Origin of the sequence: Methylobacterium iners, assembly GCF_022179305.1 — a bacterium.
GTDB lineage: Bacteria > Pseudomonadota > Alphaproteobacteria > Rhizobiales > Beijerinckiaceae > Methylobacterium > Methylobacterium iners.
On the sequence record NZ_BPQP01000099.1, the window covers coordinates 1 to 15,576 of the forward strand.

10 protein-coding genes and 1 pseudogene are annotated in these 15,576 nt (G+C 62.6%); all 11 read left to right on the forward strand.

The window, feature by feature from the left end; all coding sequences use genetic code 11:
- The first annotated feature begins 1,100 nt into the window (after positions 1 to 1,100).
- The 11 genes and pseudogenes from MFF55_RS24370 (at position 1,101) to MFF55_RS24415 (ending at position 15,361) form a co-directional block, all read left to right on the forward strand.
- Positions 1,101 to 1,361 carry a hypothetical protein gene (locus MFF55_RS24370; protein ID WP_238246704.1) on the forward strand — a complete coding sequence of 87 codons (261 nt, stop codon included), beginning with the start codon at positions 1,101 to 1,103 and terminating at the stop codon, positions 1,359 to 1,361.
- Positions 1,362 to 1,541: 180 nt separating this feature from the next.
- Entirely contained in the window at positions 1,542 to 3,236 is a 1,695-nt protein-coding gene (locus tag MFF55_RS24375) for a methyl-accepting chemotaxis protein (protein WP_238246705.1), read from the forward strand.
- A gap of 409 nt (positions 3,237 to 3,645) precedes the next feature.
- Positions 3,646 to 3,780, forward strand: coding sequence for a hypothetical protein (locus tag MFF55_RS27345; protein ID WP_507763053.1), 135 nt, complete (start codon positions 3,646 to 3,648; stop codon positions 3,778 to 3,780).
- A gap of 9 nt (positions 3,781 to 3,789) precedes the next feature.
- Positions 3,790 to 3,948 (forward strand): hypothetical protein, encoded by a 159-nt coding sequence (locus MFF55_RS24380; RefSeq protein WP_238246706.1) that lies wholly within the window; start codon positions 3,790 to 3,792, stop codon positions 3,946 to 3,948.
- 521 nt (positions 3,949 to 4,469) lie between these two features.
- A complete protein-coding gene (locus MFF55_RS24385) occupies positions 4,470 to 6,149 on the forward strand; it encodes a methyl-accepting chemotaxis protein (RefSeq protein WP_238246707.1) in 1,680 nt (559 codons plus the stop codon).
- A gap of 7 nt (positions 6,150 to 6,156) precedes the next feature.
- The gene (locus MFF55_RS24390; RefSeq protein ID WP_238246708.1) at positions 6,157 to 6,456 is read left to right on the forward strand and encodes a hypothetical protein; all 300 of its coding nucleotides are present in this window, start codon (positions 6,157 to 6,159) and stop codon (positions 6,454 to 6,456) included.
- A gap of 97 nt (positions 6,457 to 6,553) precedes the next feature.
- Complete coding sequence (locus tag MFF55_RS24395; RefSeq protein ID WP_238246709.1) at positions 6,554 to 8,479, forward strand: putative bifunctional diguanylate cyclase/phosphodiesterase; 1,926 nt, start codon at positions 6,554 to 6,556, stop codon at positions 8,477 to 8,479.
- Positions 8,480 to 9,178: 699 nt separating this feature from the next.
- Positions 9,179 to 9,325, forward strand: a pseudogene (locus MFF55_RS24400) (site-specific integrase); the annotation flags it as partial.
- A gap of 87 nt (positions 9,326 to 9,412) precedes the next feature.
- Positions 9,413 to 12,967, forward strand: coding sequence for an AAA domain-containing protein (locus tag MFF55_RS24405; RefSeq protein ID WP_238246710.1), 3,555 nt, complete (start codon positions 9,413 to 9,415; stop codon positions 12,965 to 12,967).
- Positions 12,964 to 14,739: a phospholipase D-like domain-containing protein gene (locus MFF55_RS24410; protein ID WP_238246711.1), complete on the forward strand. Its 1,776-nt coding sequence runs from the start codon at positions 12,964 to 12,966 to the stop codon at positions 14,737 to 14,739. The genes MFF55_RS24405 and MFF55_RS24410 overlap by 4 nt, the downstream gene beginning before the upstream one ends.
- A gap of 10 nt (positions 14,740 to 14,749) precedes the next feature.
- Positions 14,750 to 15,361 (forward strand): SLATT domain-containing protein, encoded by a 612-nt coding sequence (locus MFF55_RS24415; RefSeq protein WP_238246712.1) that lies wholly within the window; start codon positions 14,750 to 14,752, stop codon positions 15,359 to 15,361.
- The last annotated feature ends 215 nt before the right edge of the window (positions 15,362 to 15,576 follow it).

Consider the following 15,576-nt stretch of genomic DNA (forward strand, 5'->3'; position numbering starts at 1 on the left):
GCGGCCCAAGTCTAGGGAGGAAACGCCCATAAGGGCAGCCGGACCGCGACGCCATCGCGATCCCGCACTGCAATAATGGTGTGTCTGGCATGCCAGCGCAACCGCACATGATTGCTAAGCCCGTCCGGCTCAAACCGTGGCGGGCTTTTCTTTGCGCGTCACACGGTGCATCGGATTGTGCGGCCCTGCTGCTGCCTATTCCCCGACAGGCTACAGCGGCGGGACCGTCCCAACCTTCAGCCCGCCCGGTTCGCACCGCGGCGGGCCTTTTCCTGGCCGGTTGCTGTACGTGCATGCGCCGTAAGGATTGAGGATAGAAGCAAGCTGGTGGCGGCGATGGTGCGAAACATGCGGCGGCTCCGAAGCGTTTGGGTGGGCTTTGGGCAGGCAACCTGAGTCGAAAGAACGCTGTTCCTGCTCTGCAACGACGCAGGATCGCCTCCGCATTTGGTCCGGCATTGGAGTGCCGAAATCAGTGCTTGGCTGTGCGGGTATTCTGGGCCGTCCTGCAGGCATGACGCCCCGCTAGTCCCACGAACACGAGGATCGAAAGCCCAACCCGCGCGTGCCGGCTGCCGGCGGGGGAAAGGGGGAATGCGCCCCTAAGGGCAACAGAGCCTCGTAGTCTGGTGTGCCAGCGTCAAGGTAACTCCCTCCGCCGCATTCCAGCCTTACCGCTGCCCTCCAGTATGATCTCACGCTAGCGCCAGCGAACGATGGATCGGGCGGCGGGCGGCTTCGCCGGCTAGCGCCGCCGTCTTCCACTTCAAGGATGTCGCGCACGGTCACGCTTTGCTAGCCTCGGCGCAGGTGATTTGCCCGAGGAGCCATGATGACCCAACAGCCCTTAGGAAAGGCCGCTCGGCTGCGTCGCCTTTGGCGAAGGCGGTCTTTGACGATCCGCACGACCGGTTTGGCCAATGGGCGTCCGATCCTCAGCGCGACCTATGAGGAAACATCCCACCTACCGGCCTATAAGCTCACCGCAGGCGAACTCATTCGGATGGCAAGGGTCGCTCGGAGCCAGAATACACAAGGCTCATGACGGCTCTGGATGGAGCGGCGTGGCGCTAGCATCCCGCGTGCCTAAGGTATCAGCCATGCCAAGCGATCCGACAATCGGCGAATCATTCAAGGTCACGGCGACCGCTGACATCCATCTTGATGCTGTCGCTTCCTTTTTTGCAGACCCAACAACCTCACTGTTCCTGATGGGCCAAGGGTATGGCGTCAATCTCGCAGCGGCCGTAGCTGCCAGCCACTTTGCGACCGAGATGGCGGCCGATCAGGAGGAGAAGCTTACCTCACGGCGCGCTGCGGTGCGTTCAGCAATCCTGCTCGCTCGACCGATGAGGAGCTAGTCTGACCCTAAGGCGACACGCGGCCCCACCTTAGATCAGGTTCTTCTCCGCCTCCAGGCTGCACAAACATGAGCGATCCAGGGCCCTGAGGGACGCGCCTAGTAAGGAGATAAGTAAACGAGAAATTTAGGATTTTTGAGCCATTCGAGCTTTGCTCGCTAAAAACGGATGGCTCTGTCGATGTCCCTTAACCTGCGCCTCACGACCAAAGTTATGGTCGGCTACGTAGTCATGGTCACTATGATGATCGCCCTGACTGCGTTCAGCATCTCGCAAGTTCGGTCAATCGACAATAGCTTGACAACAATCAACGATTTCAATTCGGTCAAGCAGCGCTATGCCATCAACTTCCGCGGCAGCGTTCATGATCGCGCGATCAGCCTGCGCGATTTCACCCTGGTCACCGATCAGGCAGGCCGCAGTGAGGTCCTGACTGACATCGCGCGGCTCACCGAGGCCTATGCACGCTCAGCGACGAACATGGACCGCATGTTCGCCGAGCAGGCCGGCGTGACGTCCGAGGAGCGCATGATCCTCGACAGCATCAAGCAGACGGAAGCCAGAACCCTGCCGCTGATGAAGAGCGTGATCGAGAACCAGCAGGCCGGCAACACCGACAAAGCCCGTGCGCTGTTGATACAGGAAGCGCGTCCAGCCTTCGTGGAATGGCTGGCCCGCATCAACCGCTTCATCGACCTTCAAGAAGCGCGCAACCAGGCGACCGGCAGCGACGTGCGCAGCGTCTCCCAGACCTTCACGCTCCTGATGCTTGCCTTGTGCGGCTTGGCCTCTCTCATTGCGGCTGGCTTTGCATTGTGGGCTTTTCGAGCGATCCGGCCTCTTCGTCCGCTAACTGCGGTCATGCTCAAGCTTGCTCAAGGTGACCTTACAGTTGCGGTTACGGCTACAACCCAACAGGATGAGGTTGGGGACATCACCCGCGCCGTGCAGACGTTCAAGGATAACGCTGTGCTGGCACGCAACTCGGCCGAAGAGCGCCAAGCGGAGCAAATCCAGAAGGTGCGGCAGGCTGAGCGCATCGATGCCACCACGCGCGTCTTCGAGGCGGCTGTGAACGGGATCGTCGGGCACGTGGCTGCAGCAGCCGACGCGATGCAGAGCACCGCACAATCCATGGCCGGCACCGCGATCCAAACCGCCAAGCAGTCGAACTCAGTTGCTGCGTCTGCTCATGAGGCTGGACTGAACGTCACCACGGTTGCTGCGGCGGCCGAGGAGCTGGGTTTGTCGGTGCAGGAAATCGGACGACAGATTGAGGAGGCTGCAGGCCTTGCCCGTTCAGCCGTTGTTGAGGCGCAAGAGACTGCTACCCTCGTGCAGGAGCTGAGCAAAGGCACGTCTGAGATTGGGGATGTGGTGGCGATGATCTCATCCATCGCCGGCCAGACCAACCTGCTCGCGCTCAACGCCACGATCGAGGCTGCCAGGGCCGGTGAGGCTGGTCGCGGCTTTGCGGTCGTTGCGACCGAGGTCAAGGAACTGGCTGGGCAGACAGCCCGGGCTACCAGCAGCATCAACGATCAGATCGTCACGATCCAGAACTCGACACAGCGGGTTGTGGAGGCCATTGCGGCAATTGCAGCTCGCATCACGCAGCTTGATGGCGTCACGGCATCTGTTGCTTCTGCGGTCGAGGAGCAGGGGGCAGCGACCCAAGAGATCGTGCGCAACGTCTCACAAGCGGCGGTGGGCACCACTCAAGTCACAACGGAGATCGGAGGCGTGGCGAGCGCTGCGGAGGTGACGGGCGCGGCGGCCAGCCAGGTGCTGTCCTCAGCATCAGAGCTGTCACGTCAGTCCGAGCACCTAAGCAGCGAGGTGGCCCGCTTCCTTGCGACCGTTCGCGCTGCGTGAGGGTGTGATGGCCGACATCCACGTCCTCCCTTCTCGCCCCAGCGGCAGCAATGTCGAACACCTCACAGAGCTGCTGACTTCAGCGTGGGCGGAGGGGGTCGATCTTGGTCCACGTAGACATCACATGTACGCTCTCGCTCTTACGCTGGAGAACAACTTAGCGACGCTGTGTGAGATCGCGGCTGAACTCCGGCAGGAGCCCAGTTCGCCATCGGCAGCGTTTGGACACGATTGAAGATCAAATTGTCGAGCTTGACGAGTGCGTGACCAAATTGATCGCGATGATCGAGGCCTACAGCAGCTGAGACCCCCTAACCGCCCTTGAGAGAACCTTTAGGGCGCTTTCACGTTCAGTCACTCATCTAAGATCTTTCAGCGAAGGGCAGCCCTGCGTAGACGGTCGCTGTCGATGTTTCTTGTCATCTCAGCCCTTCTGCGGCGTGGCATGACCTTATGGCCCACCCTCGCGCTTGGGTGCGTCGTGACGGTTGCCCTCTACGTCATGATGATGTGGCTCGGCCCAAAATTCGGGCTCAAGATGTAACCGTCTTCCATGTGCGAACGGCATAATCGCCATACCTTTGACCTCGCCGCTGCGGTTGCTGCCAGCACGTTCGCTGTCGACATGCTGGCCGATTCGAAGATCAAGGACGCCTCCAAGCGCAGCGCGGTGCGCACGGCGATCCTGCTAGCGCGGCCGGGGAAGGAGTGAGTGACGACACAACGGCACCTGTCCGCGGCCGCCAACTCGAAGCCCTGCGTTCCTGCGCCCTCAATCCGGATGACCGCGTCGCGGTGCCTACCCGTCCGTCACGCCGGCGCTGGCCGCGCATCGGCTTGCCAAGGAAAGTTCCGCACGCTGGCAAGCTCGCCGCAGGAGCGAGACGGCCTGGTTCCTGACGGATGCTGGGCAGGCCCTAATGCGAGAGCAGGACTACCGAAACGAAAAAGATCTTGGCGCGACTATGACGCGATCTGGCTGAGATGCCGACGTGAACGCAGATCTTCAACGACTTTTAGTTGAATAACCAAGCGGAAACAATCTAAAAGTGCTCTTTGCGCAGCAATCTAGGCACTGCGTCGGCAGCCCTTGCCTATTTCTCCCGCATTTGCCTGTTTTCTGCGCGTCATTAACTTGCGCGCAAGCTTCATGACACGAGGATGACAGCACACGGGTTCGTGATCGATCGCCGCGGGGGCACGTAGTCACGCCGTGGGAGCCAAGTCCTCACTATGCGTCTGTCAATCAAATCCACCCTGATGGGGCTGTTTGCCCTGCTGGCCATCGTCGCGCTTGGGCAAGGCATCTCAGGCTTACGATCGCTGAGTGCCATCGACGAGAAGGTCAAGGACATCACCACGAGCTGGATGCCGTCGGTCGATGTCGTCAGACAGATGCAGGCCACGCTCCTTGACTCGCGTATTCGCAGCTACCGCTACCTGACCGCCGAGACGGACGCGGATCGCGCCGCCGCCCTGAAGCAGTTTGGCGATGTCGAGGTGCGCATGCAGAAGCACCTCACCCGCTACGAGCCGCTGATCACCTCGCCTGAGGAGCGCAAGCTCGCCGACAGCTTCCGCGAGAGGTGGGCGGCCAACGGTCAGCTCTGGAGCAAGATCGTCGCGGTCGTCGAGAAGGGCCGTTCGGCGGACGGCATTCAGCTGCTGCAGGGTGAGTCGCGCACGAACTACCAGGCTGCCGTTGCCGTGCTGAATGAGGCGGCTGAGCTGAACCAGAAGGGCTCGGAGGCCGCGGCGCTCGCTGTTGCCGCAGCCGAGGCCAGTGCCACCACTTCGACCTGGATCGCGCTCGGCTTGGCCGCCTTTATTGCGGCGGGTGCCATGGCGTTCAGCTATCTCCGTATCGCTCGTCCGCTTACGGGCATGACGACCGCCATGAACACGCTGGCGCAGGGCGATGTCACGACCGCCATCCCAAGCACCGAGCGGCGTGACGAGCTCGGCGCCATGGCGGGAGCCGTGCAGGTGTTCAAGGATAACATGATTCGCAGCCGCGCCTTGGAGGAGGAGACGGAACTCGCTCGTGCTGGTGCGGAGGCGCAGCGCAAGGCTGCGATGCGCGAGATGGCAGACAGCTTCGAGCAGGCCGTGGGCGGCATCGTCGAGATGGTGACGGCCGCTGCGACCGAGCTGCAGGCCACGGCACAGGGCATGGCGGGAACGGCAACCCAAACCGCCAATCAGTCCACGACCGTCGCGGCTGCGGCGGAGGAGGCTGCGGCCAACGTGAACACCGTGGCTGCTGCCGCCGAGGAGCTTGGTTCGTCGGTGGAGGAGATCGGCCGGCAGGTGAACGGTTCGGCCAACCTGGCGCAGAAGGCGGTGGCAGAGGCTGACCACACAGCCGCTCTCGTCCAGGAACTCAGCGGCGCTGTGTCGAAGATCGGCGACGTCGTGGCGATGATCTCGTCCATCGCGGGTCAGACCAACCTGCTGGCGCTCAACGCCACCATCGAGGCGGCTCGTGCCGGCGAGGCTGGTCGCGGCTTTGCGGTGGTGGCGACTGAGGTGAAAGAGCTGGCCTCGCAGACGGCCAAGGCGACGGAGGAGATCAGCAGCCAGATCGGTCGCATCCAGGGCTCGACCGGTCAGGCCGTGAGCGCCATCGGCAACATCACGACGCGGATCCAGGAGATCAGCGGCGTGGCCACCACCATTGCGGCAGCGGTCGAGGAGCAGGGCGCGGCCACACAGGAGATTGTGCGCAACGTCTCACAGGCTGCCGTGGGCACCAGCCAGGTCACGACGAACATCGGTGGCGTGGCGAGCGCGGCGGAGGAGTCAGGTGCGGCGGCGAGCCAGGTGCTGTCCTCGGCCTCGGAGTTGTCGCGTCAATCCGAGCACCTGAGCAGCGAGGTCGCACGCTTCCTCGCCACTGTGCGCGCTGCGTGAGGGCAGAATGGCCGACATCCACATCCTACCCACCCGGACCAGCCGCAGTGGTGACGTCGATCATATCACCGAGCTGTTGAGTTCAGCCCTTGCCGAGGGCATCGACCTTGGACCGCGTGGTCATCACATCGAGGCGCTCGCCCTCACGCTGGAGGAGAACCTGGCGCGGCTACGTGAGATCGCGGTCGCACTCGGTAGAAGCCCGGTTCGGGATCAGCTGCGACTGGACACAGTTGAGGCTGAGATCCTCAAGCTTGAGGCTTGCGTGACCAGGTTGATCGCGATGACCAGGGTCTACAGCAGCTGAGACCAATCAGGTGCCCCGGAGCCAGCCTTCGGTGCACTCTCACGAGCAGTAACGCAGGCCGCATGCGTCTGGCGGGAAGGCCACAGCGATGGTTGCGATGAAGACCTTCTTCCGCCTGTTCGCTGTCACACCGAGTGAGCCCAAGCTCCTCGTTGCACAGGCTACGGCCCTGACGCGACAAGTTCCTGTTCTCTACGCCATCCTCGGCGTGAACACCCTTGCTCTCGGCGTCACACAGTACGGCATCGCTCCGGACTGGCTGGTTCTCTACCCGCTCGTCGTCCTGCTCCCGGTCTGCTTGATCCGGGCCATCACCTGGGCGCGTCGCACCAAGCTGGAGCTCAAACCCGATGAGGCTCTGAAGCGCCTTCAGGTTACCAACCGGCTCACCGCGATCTTGTGTGTGGCTGTTGCGGGGTGGGGCGTGGTGCTCTGGTCGTACAATGCTCCATCCTCAAAAACTCAAATCATCTTCTTTCTTGCCGTCACGATGATCTCCTGCATCTTCTGCCTGGTTCATCTTCGGTCGGCTACGCTGATCATCGGTGCTGTCGCTCTACCATTAGCGATATACTTCGTCATGGTTGGCCATGTCATTGTCACAGCAATGGCCCTGAACTTCCTCGCAGTGGTCGCTGCGATGATGTTCATGCAAAACGTCTTCTATCGCGACTTCAGGAACCTCGTTCAGATCAGCGATGAGAACAAACGGCTAGCCAATCTCGACATGCTGACGGAGCTGCCGAACCGGCGCTGTTTTTTCTCCGGACTTGCGGCGAAGATCGAGCAGCATGCGCTGACAGGCACACCGTTCACCATCGCGATGATCGACCTCGATGGCTTCAAGCCCGTCAACGATACCTATGGCCACCAGGCAGGGGACGAGGTTCTGCGTGAGGTCGGCCGCCGTCTCAGCAGCACGATGGAAGGCATCGGCTGGGCCGCGCGGCTCGGCGGTGATGAGTTTGGCTTGATCTTCCATGACGTGGCGGACGAAAGGGGCTTTGGTCATGCCCTGTGTCACACACTCAGCAGGCCGTACGTTCTGCGCAACACAACGGCTGAGGTGCGCGCCTCAATCGGGCTTGCAATCTATCCGACCACCGCGGACACGCCCGAGCAACTCGTCGAACGCGCTGACTACGCGCTCTACTTTGCCAAATCGCACCATCGCGGCACTGCGATCCTGTTCACTGCTCAGCATGAGACGGACCTGCGCAGTCAGAGCCTCATCGAGCAGACGCTCAGGCATGCTGATCTGGAGGCGGAGTTCGAGCTGGTCTACCAACCCATCATGGATGTGACGTCCACGAAGGTCGTGGCCTTCGAGGCCCTAGCACGTTGGGATAGCCCCCACCTTGGACGTGTGTCGCCAATGGACTTCATACCGGTCGCTGAGCGTTCCGGGCTGATCCAGGAACTGACGCGCAGCTTGTTTGCGAAGGCGTTGTCCGCTCTTGAAGGCTGGCCCGAGGACGTGGCGCTGTCGTTCAATCTATCCACTTGCGACATCGCTGCGCCGGCGGCCATGGCGCAGATGGCTGGGCTCATCACGAGTAGCGGGGTTCGACCAGAGCGCATCCTGTTCGAGGTGACGGAAACCGCTTTGATGCGCGACTGTGCGGACGCAAGGCAGTCGCTGATGTCTCTGAAGGCCTTGAACATCGCAATCGCCATCGATGACTTCGGCAACGGCTATTCGAGCTTGAGCTACGTGCACAAGCTTCCGCTCGACAAGTTGAAGATCGACCGTAGCTTCATCGCGGACGTGGCAACTGATCAGGCTTGTCGTGACATCGTGCGATCGATCGTGGATCTATGCCGGAATTTGCGGATCGCCTGCATCGTTGAAGGGGTGGAAACCCAGGAACAGATGCTTGTGCTACGTTCGCTCGGGTGCCTGTTCATGCAGGGTTACCTGTTCAGCCGACCGATGCCGTTGGCTGAAGTCGCAGCCTTTCTGAAGGCTTGCGACCAGTCCGATCCGCTGCACAGGGGCGATCAGCTCACGTCGGCTGCTTGAGGCGACGTGCCTTGAGCCGCACCCGACCCCTTAAAAACCCTTTTCTTTCGGGTGCCGCAATTTTTTCTCGGCGGCAGGTTTTCGCGTATGATCAATATCTTAGGTTAATATCCCAGCACTCGCTGGTGAAGACGGGATCCCGCTAGGAGCCAGCTAGGAGCCAGGAGGCGCCGGAAGTCGGACCAACTTCGCTCTCGCGCTCCGGCGCACGCTGTGGCACGACGAAATTCACGCGGACGTGGCGAAATCGGTAGACGCAGCAGACTTCATTGGAGTGCCCGGGCGGAAACGCCCGGAGTAGAACCGCTCAAAGTCGGGGAAAGCTAACGGGCAGCAGCTCTAGGCCAATCCCGAGCCAAGCCCCTGCCTCGCAGGCGGAAGGTGTAGAGACTGGACGGGCGGCACCTACGGCCGAAAGGCTAAGGTGAAGGGACAGTCCAGACCACGAACGCCGAATCGGCGGCGGCGAAAGCCGAAGTGGTAAGAAAATCTGCTTCCCATCGGGAGTGCGGGTTCAAGTCCCGCCGTCCGCACCAGCGTGTTTGGTACACATCGGGCTCAGCATCGACGGTTGCGCGACGCTGATTGAGAGACGGCTTTTTCTACAGGTCCTAGACCCTTCCAAAGGACCTACCCGGTCTGTCGGAAAGACCCTCCTCTTCGCGCCTACCGGCTCGGCAGGCTCCAGCTCATCATGCGACCGGCAAACGCGTCCAAGAGATCGCACGCGTCCACGTCGACCAGTGAAACTCGACCAAGCGAACCATCGACTGGTTAACGAGCAAGGATCATAAACCGCATGCCGTGCCGGTGCCGTCCATCGCCGCCGAGCTGATCGAGTCGATCACACAGCTGATATTGAGTTTCGGCTCTGGCCCCGCGACAAGACGATCTGCACAATAATGCGTGACGACGCTAGAAGAGGCATGGTGAGTGGCTGATCGATCGCGACGAAGGCGGCAGGGCTTTCTCGACCGCTTCCGGGTCGATGACGGTGCGCTTCGCCCACCCGATCGCCGCACCGGACAGGTGGGGGTTTATGAAGGCGTCGGCGACGAAGGTCAGGCGGTCCTCATCAAGGTATGGCCTCGCTTCGCAAAGCAAGACGACCGCGACATCGAGGCGATCTGGCGGCACGAGATCCGCCAGCTGCACCGCATGGCCGGGCACCCCGACGCCCATGAAGTGATTGCCAAGCTGCACGACGCCGGCGAGGATAAGGACGGCTTCTACCTAGTGATTGATCCTGGCCAGCGTCGCCCGCTGGCTCCGATCCTGAACAACGCGCCGCGCGGCCATCGTCTGAGGCTGCCTCGCTCGCCGCAGAACCGCGATCTCATGTGGCGCAATCTGCGCCGGATCGCACTGGCGCTGGAGGCCCTCCATTCCGAGGGGCTGCTTCACCGAGACCTCGACGCCTGGTCGGTCCTGACCGCAGGCGGCGAAGAACCTGACTTCCAGCTGACCGGCTTCGAATGGTCGATGCGGCTGATGAGCACCGCTGCCGCTCAGAAGAGCGCCCTGCGCAAACCCGCAGAGACCGCCTCGTTCCGCACTGACTGGCACATGTTCGGTCGTCTTGCGGCGCAGCTGATTGAAGCCGACTGGTCGAGGGTCGAGCAGCTCGAGATCGCCGCATTCAACGTCTCCGACCATCTTCGCGCCAACGAGGTGCGCCTGCTGCGCCACCTGGCGGGGATCGAATACCTTGATCGGCTCGACGGCGAGGTAGTGGTCGAGCGAATCGATCAGATCATCACCGAGCTCGCGTCTGACGTGGCCGGACGGGACATCAAGCTACACTTGGTCCTAGATCTCCGATCCAACTCGGACCTAGGCCGCGCAATCATCACTCAGCTCGGCATCGATGCCCTGTCCGCGAGCACCGACATCCTGGCGCAATATGTCGAAGCGGACTTGGCGGGCACGCCACTCCTGCTCGGGGTGCGCCGTCCCCAGGACAGGTCGATGCGGTTGTTCCTGCGTGGCCATGACCTGCTCTACCGGATCGGCCGGTACAAGCCGCGCGAGGGGGACGAGACATGGGAGTATGGCTTCTGCGACTCCGTCGAACCCCGCGCGCCGGCGCCTGCGAGCCTTGTCGGCCAAATTGAAATCCCGTTCTCCATGCTCGACTTCATGACCAGACAGGAAGCGACCACTCGGTTCGCGCGCTCCCGCGGTCGGGTTCGATCTTGGGAAGAGGTCAGGGCCAAGCTGGAGGAAGCCGAGGCGCCCGCGACAGATGAGGAGCTCGTCCACCGAGCTTTGACGCTGACACTTATCATCGAGCTCCTGTTCGCGGTGGCTGAAGCCTTCCCGGTCGCGGTCGCATCGCCGCCGCCCGGCATCGACGTCGACGCCGACGAGGAGGTAATCTTCCTCACACCACGTCTCGACCCGGATCGGGAGGCACTGTCGGAGGCACTCGATCTCCGCTCGCCGGCCAATAGGCTGGTCGCCGCCCTCACCGACGACGCCGGTCGCCGAGAGGGCTGGACGCTCACCACCGGCGGCTCGCTCGGTGAGCGCTCGGCTCGCGACTCAGACTGGAAATTCGACCGTGTCATCAGACTTCCTGGTCGACAGCCGCTGTTTCGCTTCACCGGAGCAAATCGCCCCGATCTGTCAGACGAGCTGTACTTGGTGCCTGAAGACGCCGTAGGACGCGATGCGCAGCTGCGTCGGCGCCTGAAGGCGCTCGGAGCGCTACGCGGGCACGCGGAACTGCTCAAGGTGCTCACCCGACCGGCGCGCGAGCTGGCGCAGAGCCACGACGCGCCGCTTCCTGATCCCGCCTTGGCAGGCTTAGACGACTCCAAGCGCGCCGCCTTGGCTCAGATCATCGCCATCCTGCCGCTATTCCTCGTCCAGGGCCCGCCCGGTGTCGGCAAGACGCGGCTTGTCCGACAGCTGGTAAGCGGCAGGTTCGTCGGCGACGCTGCAATGCGCTTGCTGATGAGCGCACAGAGCAATGCCGCGGTCGACCATCTGCTTTCCGAGGTCGTCCCCAAACTCATTCAGGGGCAGGACGACCCGCTGATCGTGCGCTGCCGATCCGGTCGAGAGGCCGAAGACCGATCGGATCTGACCGTGCCTAAGGTGTCGCGCGCTATCCTGACCGATCTCGTCAAAAGCGACCTGGTCCAGTCGGCCCGCCCCAAGCTGCGCGACGAGCTGGTTCAGCTGGAGAAGAATGCGATCCGGGACGCTCGCCCGAAGGCGCAGACTGGCGGGCGCTCGCCTGCCGGCGTGCGCAACTTCGAAGGCGTGGTGATGCGGGCGGCCAATCTCGTCTTTGCGACCACCAACTCCGCCGACCTTGAACGCCTGCTCGAAGAGCGCAGTCAGTTCGACTGGACCATCATCGAGGAGGCGGGAAAGGCGACGGGAAGTGAGCTGATCGCGCCCCAACTTCTCTCCCATCGCCGGCTGATGATCGGCGACCACAAGCAGCTGCCGCCCTTCGGCTCCGAGCAGATGGTCGCGCTGCTCAGCAAGCCCGAGAGCGTCGTGAAGGCGCTGCGGCGCGGTGCAGAGTATATCGGTCGATCACTGCGTGACGAGACCACCGAGACTATCCTCGACGAGATCGAGGATGATGAGGAGAGCGCGCCGGCGTTATGCGCCCGTGCAATCGAGGCAGTGACCCTGTTTCAAAGCCTCATCGAGGCCGAGTTCGAGCGCAACCGGACCAGGCCAGGTGTCACGTTCGCCGCGCGCCTCAACGAGCAGCACCGGATGCACCCGGTGATTGCCGAGATGATCGCGGGCGCCTTCTACAACGACAGTACCAGCCCGCCATTGATCACCCACCCGGAGGCGGCCGAACGGTTTCGGACCGAGACGTGTCCAATCCGCTCGCGCGACGAGCAGAAGCTGCCCAGCGCACCCATTGTGCTCGTGGACATGCCGGCGAAGCAGAAGAGCGCCGGCCAGGTCCTGGGCGAGCAGTCGCCGCGGTGGCACAACACGGTCGAGCGCGAAGCTGTGGCCCGTGTTCTCGAGCAGCTCGATGCCGTGCCAGGCGACGAGGCGCCAACACTCGCCATCCTGTCGCCGTACGCACAGCAAGTGAAGCGTTTGGGAGAACAGTTCGACGGTGAAGACGCCCTTTCCCCACGCCACCGCGGCTTCCGATCTCCGACCGGCGACGACCGGTTTTGCTACACCGTGGACTCGTTCCAGGGCAGCGAGGCCGACATCACGATCGTGTCGCTGGTGCGCAACAACGATCACAGCAATATCAAGAGCGCGCTCGGCTTCCTGTCAGATTTCAGGCGCATGAACGTGTTGCTCAGCCGGGCGAAATGGCGGCTAATTCTGGTCGGGTCGTTCGATTTCCTCGACGAGGTGCTTAAAGGTGCGCGGATCGCCGGCAAGAGCGAGCCAGTCGAGTTCCTCGGCTCGCTGTTCGACACGTTCCAGACTGCCGAGGCGGGGACAATCATTCGACAGCCCTTCGCCAAGCTGGAGGGCAGGTCGTGAGCTCGGTGCGGGTTGCCGTCCCGCTGTTTCGGGGCAAGCGCCGCTTTCACCTGGAAAAAGGCCGCCGCTGGAGCGTCGCCGAGCATATCGTCCTGGCCAGCCTCGTGGAACGGCCGAGCTCTGCCGATGACCTCGCCCGGGAAGGCCGGATGCACCGCCGCCTTGCATTGGAGATGCTCATTCGGCTGATGCGCGCGGGCTGGGTCGAGCTCCGGCCCGACGGCAGCGGGACCGTCTTCCAGGCCAGTCCGGCGGGCGTGGTCGCTGCAGCTCGCGCGGAGCTACCCGTGATCGCCCGTCCCCTGTCGCGCTGGATGAACTTCGTCGTCGACCGGATCACCGGCAGCATCTTCAAGCCGAGAGAGATGCCGTTCCTTCACCGCAACGCCGTGCAGGAGCGGGCAGAGCGCGAGGCAATCGTGTGGCTAGAGCCGCGTAAGATTGAAGCTCAATTCGAGATCCAAGACCTGGTTTCGCACCTCTTCCAGGAAGACGAGACCTTCGTCGCGCTCGATCCCGCCGGCGACCGCCTGATGGAGCGGTTCGGCTTGGTACTAGTGCGTGGTGGGAGCGTCGAAGGCCTGCCCGAGCGAGCGCCCACCGCGCTGACCGAGGCAATCCGTCAAGCGGCCGCGAGCCACCGGCCATCCGGCAACAGTCGCGTCCCGACCTCCGAGCCGCGCCAAGCCGCCGTCCCCGGACCCGCCCTGCTTCCGGCGCGCCCGCTCGCCATGGCCGCTGACGACCTGATCATCGGCGCCGATGAGAATGAGCAGGGGCTCCGGTCGCTGCTCGCTGACGCGCGCCAGCGCGTCATCCTCCACTCGACCTTTGTCAGCGCCGCAGCCTTCGCCAGGCTCAAGCCCGACCTGATCGCTGCGGCCCATCGTGGAGCGCGGGTGGACCTGCTCTGGGGAGAGAGCGACGACCCGCGCTCATCCGGCCGCTCACGCGCAGCCGTGGCCCAGCTGCGCGGCGACCTAGCCCGAACCGGGGAAGACGAACTCATCCGGTTGCACCCGTCATCGACTCGATCGCATGCGAAATTCGTGATCGCTGACCGCCACGGCAAAGCACCGATCGCACTGCTCGGCTCGTGCAACTGGCTTTCCTCCGCGATGAAGCTGATCGAGGCCTCTGTACGGCTCCGGGACGCGGCGATCGTCGCCGATCTCCTCTTCCAGGCCGCCGAACTTAGCTGCGGGCGTGACGGTCACTGGACCGAACTCACCTCCGAGCTGGCGGCCTATGCTGCGCAGCTCGCTCGGACCGCGCGGACGGAGGTTAAGCCCGGCCAGCCCTTTGCCCGCCTCGTGCTCGGGCCGGCCCACAAAGCTTTTGTCTTGCAGGCAAAGGCACAAGCCGAAGCTCGCATCTTCGTCACAAGTCACCGCCTCTCAATCGCGGCTCGCCAAGCCGTCCTCATTCCGCTCGGCCGATCAGAGGCAACACAGGCAACGAAGGAGAAGCATGTCCCCGCACATCTGGCCTACGGACACGAGCCAGAGGCCAAGGAGCCGGATCGCGCAGCGATCATCGCGGGTCTGGACATGACGGGCCTCGACTTGCAGCCCCAGGTCGCCCCATCCCTCCATGCCAAGGTGCTCGGGTGGGACGCGGACGACGTCGTGATCTCGAGCCAGAACTGGCTTTCCGCCGATCCGTCAGACACCGATGTGCGGCGCGAGTTCGGCATCCATCTGCACAGCCCAGGTGTCGCCGAACTCGTTTCAGCCAAGCTGCTCGCTTGCTTCTCACCGGTTCAGGCCTGAACAGGACGCCATGCAGAACCATCCGAGCCGCGCGACCGATCACCTCCTATCCAAAATGTGGAAAACCAAAGGGTCGCGGTTCAACGCGCATGCCAGGCTACGCGCTCGCCACTGGGCCTCGATTCTCGCGACCTCGCTCCTGTCGATGTATCTGGCCGCACTGTCGTTGTGCCAATTGACTTTCGCCGACACCTTGTCGCCCGTCGAGAACAAGATTTTGTCGATTGGAGGCGTGGTCGTCTCGATCTTCCTAATCATCATCACCCTGGTCGAGACCGCGAAGAACTACTTGGGTGACGCCGAGAAGATGCACCTGAGCGCGCTAGCGATCTCAGAACTCTACAATCGGTTCCAGGCGCTAACTATGGATGAAGCCGATGCGCAGCGGCTGAAGTTCAACGACGGCTATAGTGATGCACTTAAAGCTATTCCCGTCGACCATAAGGATATCGACTACAAGCGCTTCATGATCCGATCATCTCAGGACCTCAACATCACCGGCCTGCGCTACGGAGCGCTCGTTTTGGAATATGTCTTCCGCTGGCTGTGGGAGTTCAGCCTCTACCTCGCGCTTATCCTGTTGCCGCTCATCTCCCTAATCATCTTCCTCCTGTACCGGTGACCCGAGGTTAGCCATTGATCCGCCCGCGGCCAGATCGACCCGGCTCTGAATCGGGATACACCCCGGGAAGCGGTACTGCTCGTCATGATATAGCTAAGTGCGATAAGCGCCGGAGAAGCTTAGTCGCTCCAGGATGACTCGGATGTCCGTCGCGAATTGCGCCCGCGAATGTTTGTAGCGCGACGCACATTTTTCTGCGACTTTCGCGACGCTCA

Excerpts from the sequence above, each read along its gene's own strand:
- MFF55_RS24385 (WP_238246707.1), top strand. The coding sequence starts at position 4,470 with ATGCGTCTGTCAATCAAATCCACCCTGATGGGGCTGTTTGCCCTGCTG.
- MFF55_RS24375 (WP_238246705.1), top strand. The coding sequence starts at position 1,542 with ATGTCCCTTAACCTGCGCCTCACGACCAAAGTTATGGTCGGCTACGTA.
- MFF55_RS24415 (WP_238246712.1), top strand. The coding sequence starts at position 14,750 with ATGCAGAACCATCCGAGCCGCGCGACCGATCACCTCCTATCCAAAATG.
- MFF55_RS24370 (WP_238246704.1), top strand. The coding sequence starts at position 1,101 with ATGCCAAGCGATCCGACAATCGGCGAATCATTCAAGGTCACGGCGACC.
- MFF55_RS24390 (WP_238246708.1), top strand. The coding sequence starts at position 6,157 with ATGGCCGACATCCACATCCTACCCACCCGGACCAGCCGCAGTGGTGAC.
- MFF55_RS24395 (WP_238246709.1), top strand. The coding sequence starts at position 6,554 with ATGAAGACCTTCTTCCGCCTGTTCGCTGTCACACCGAGTGAGCCCAAG.
- MFF55_RS27345 (WP_507763053.1), top strand. The coding sequence starts at position 3,646 with ATGTTTCTTGTCATCTCAGCCCTTCTGCGGCGTGGCATGACCTTATGG.
- MFF55_RS24380 (WP_238246706.1), top strand. The coding sequence starts at position 3,790 with ATGTGCGAACGGCATAATCGCCATACCTTTGACCTCGCCGCTGCGGTT.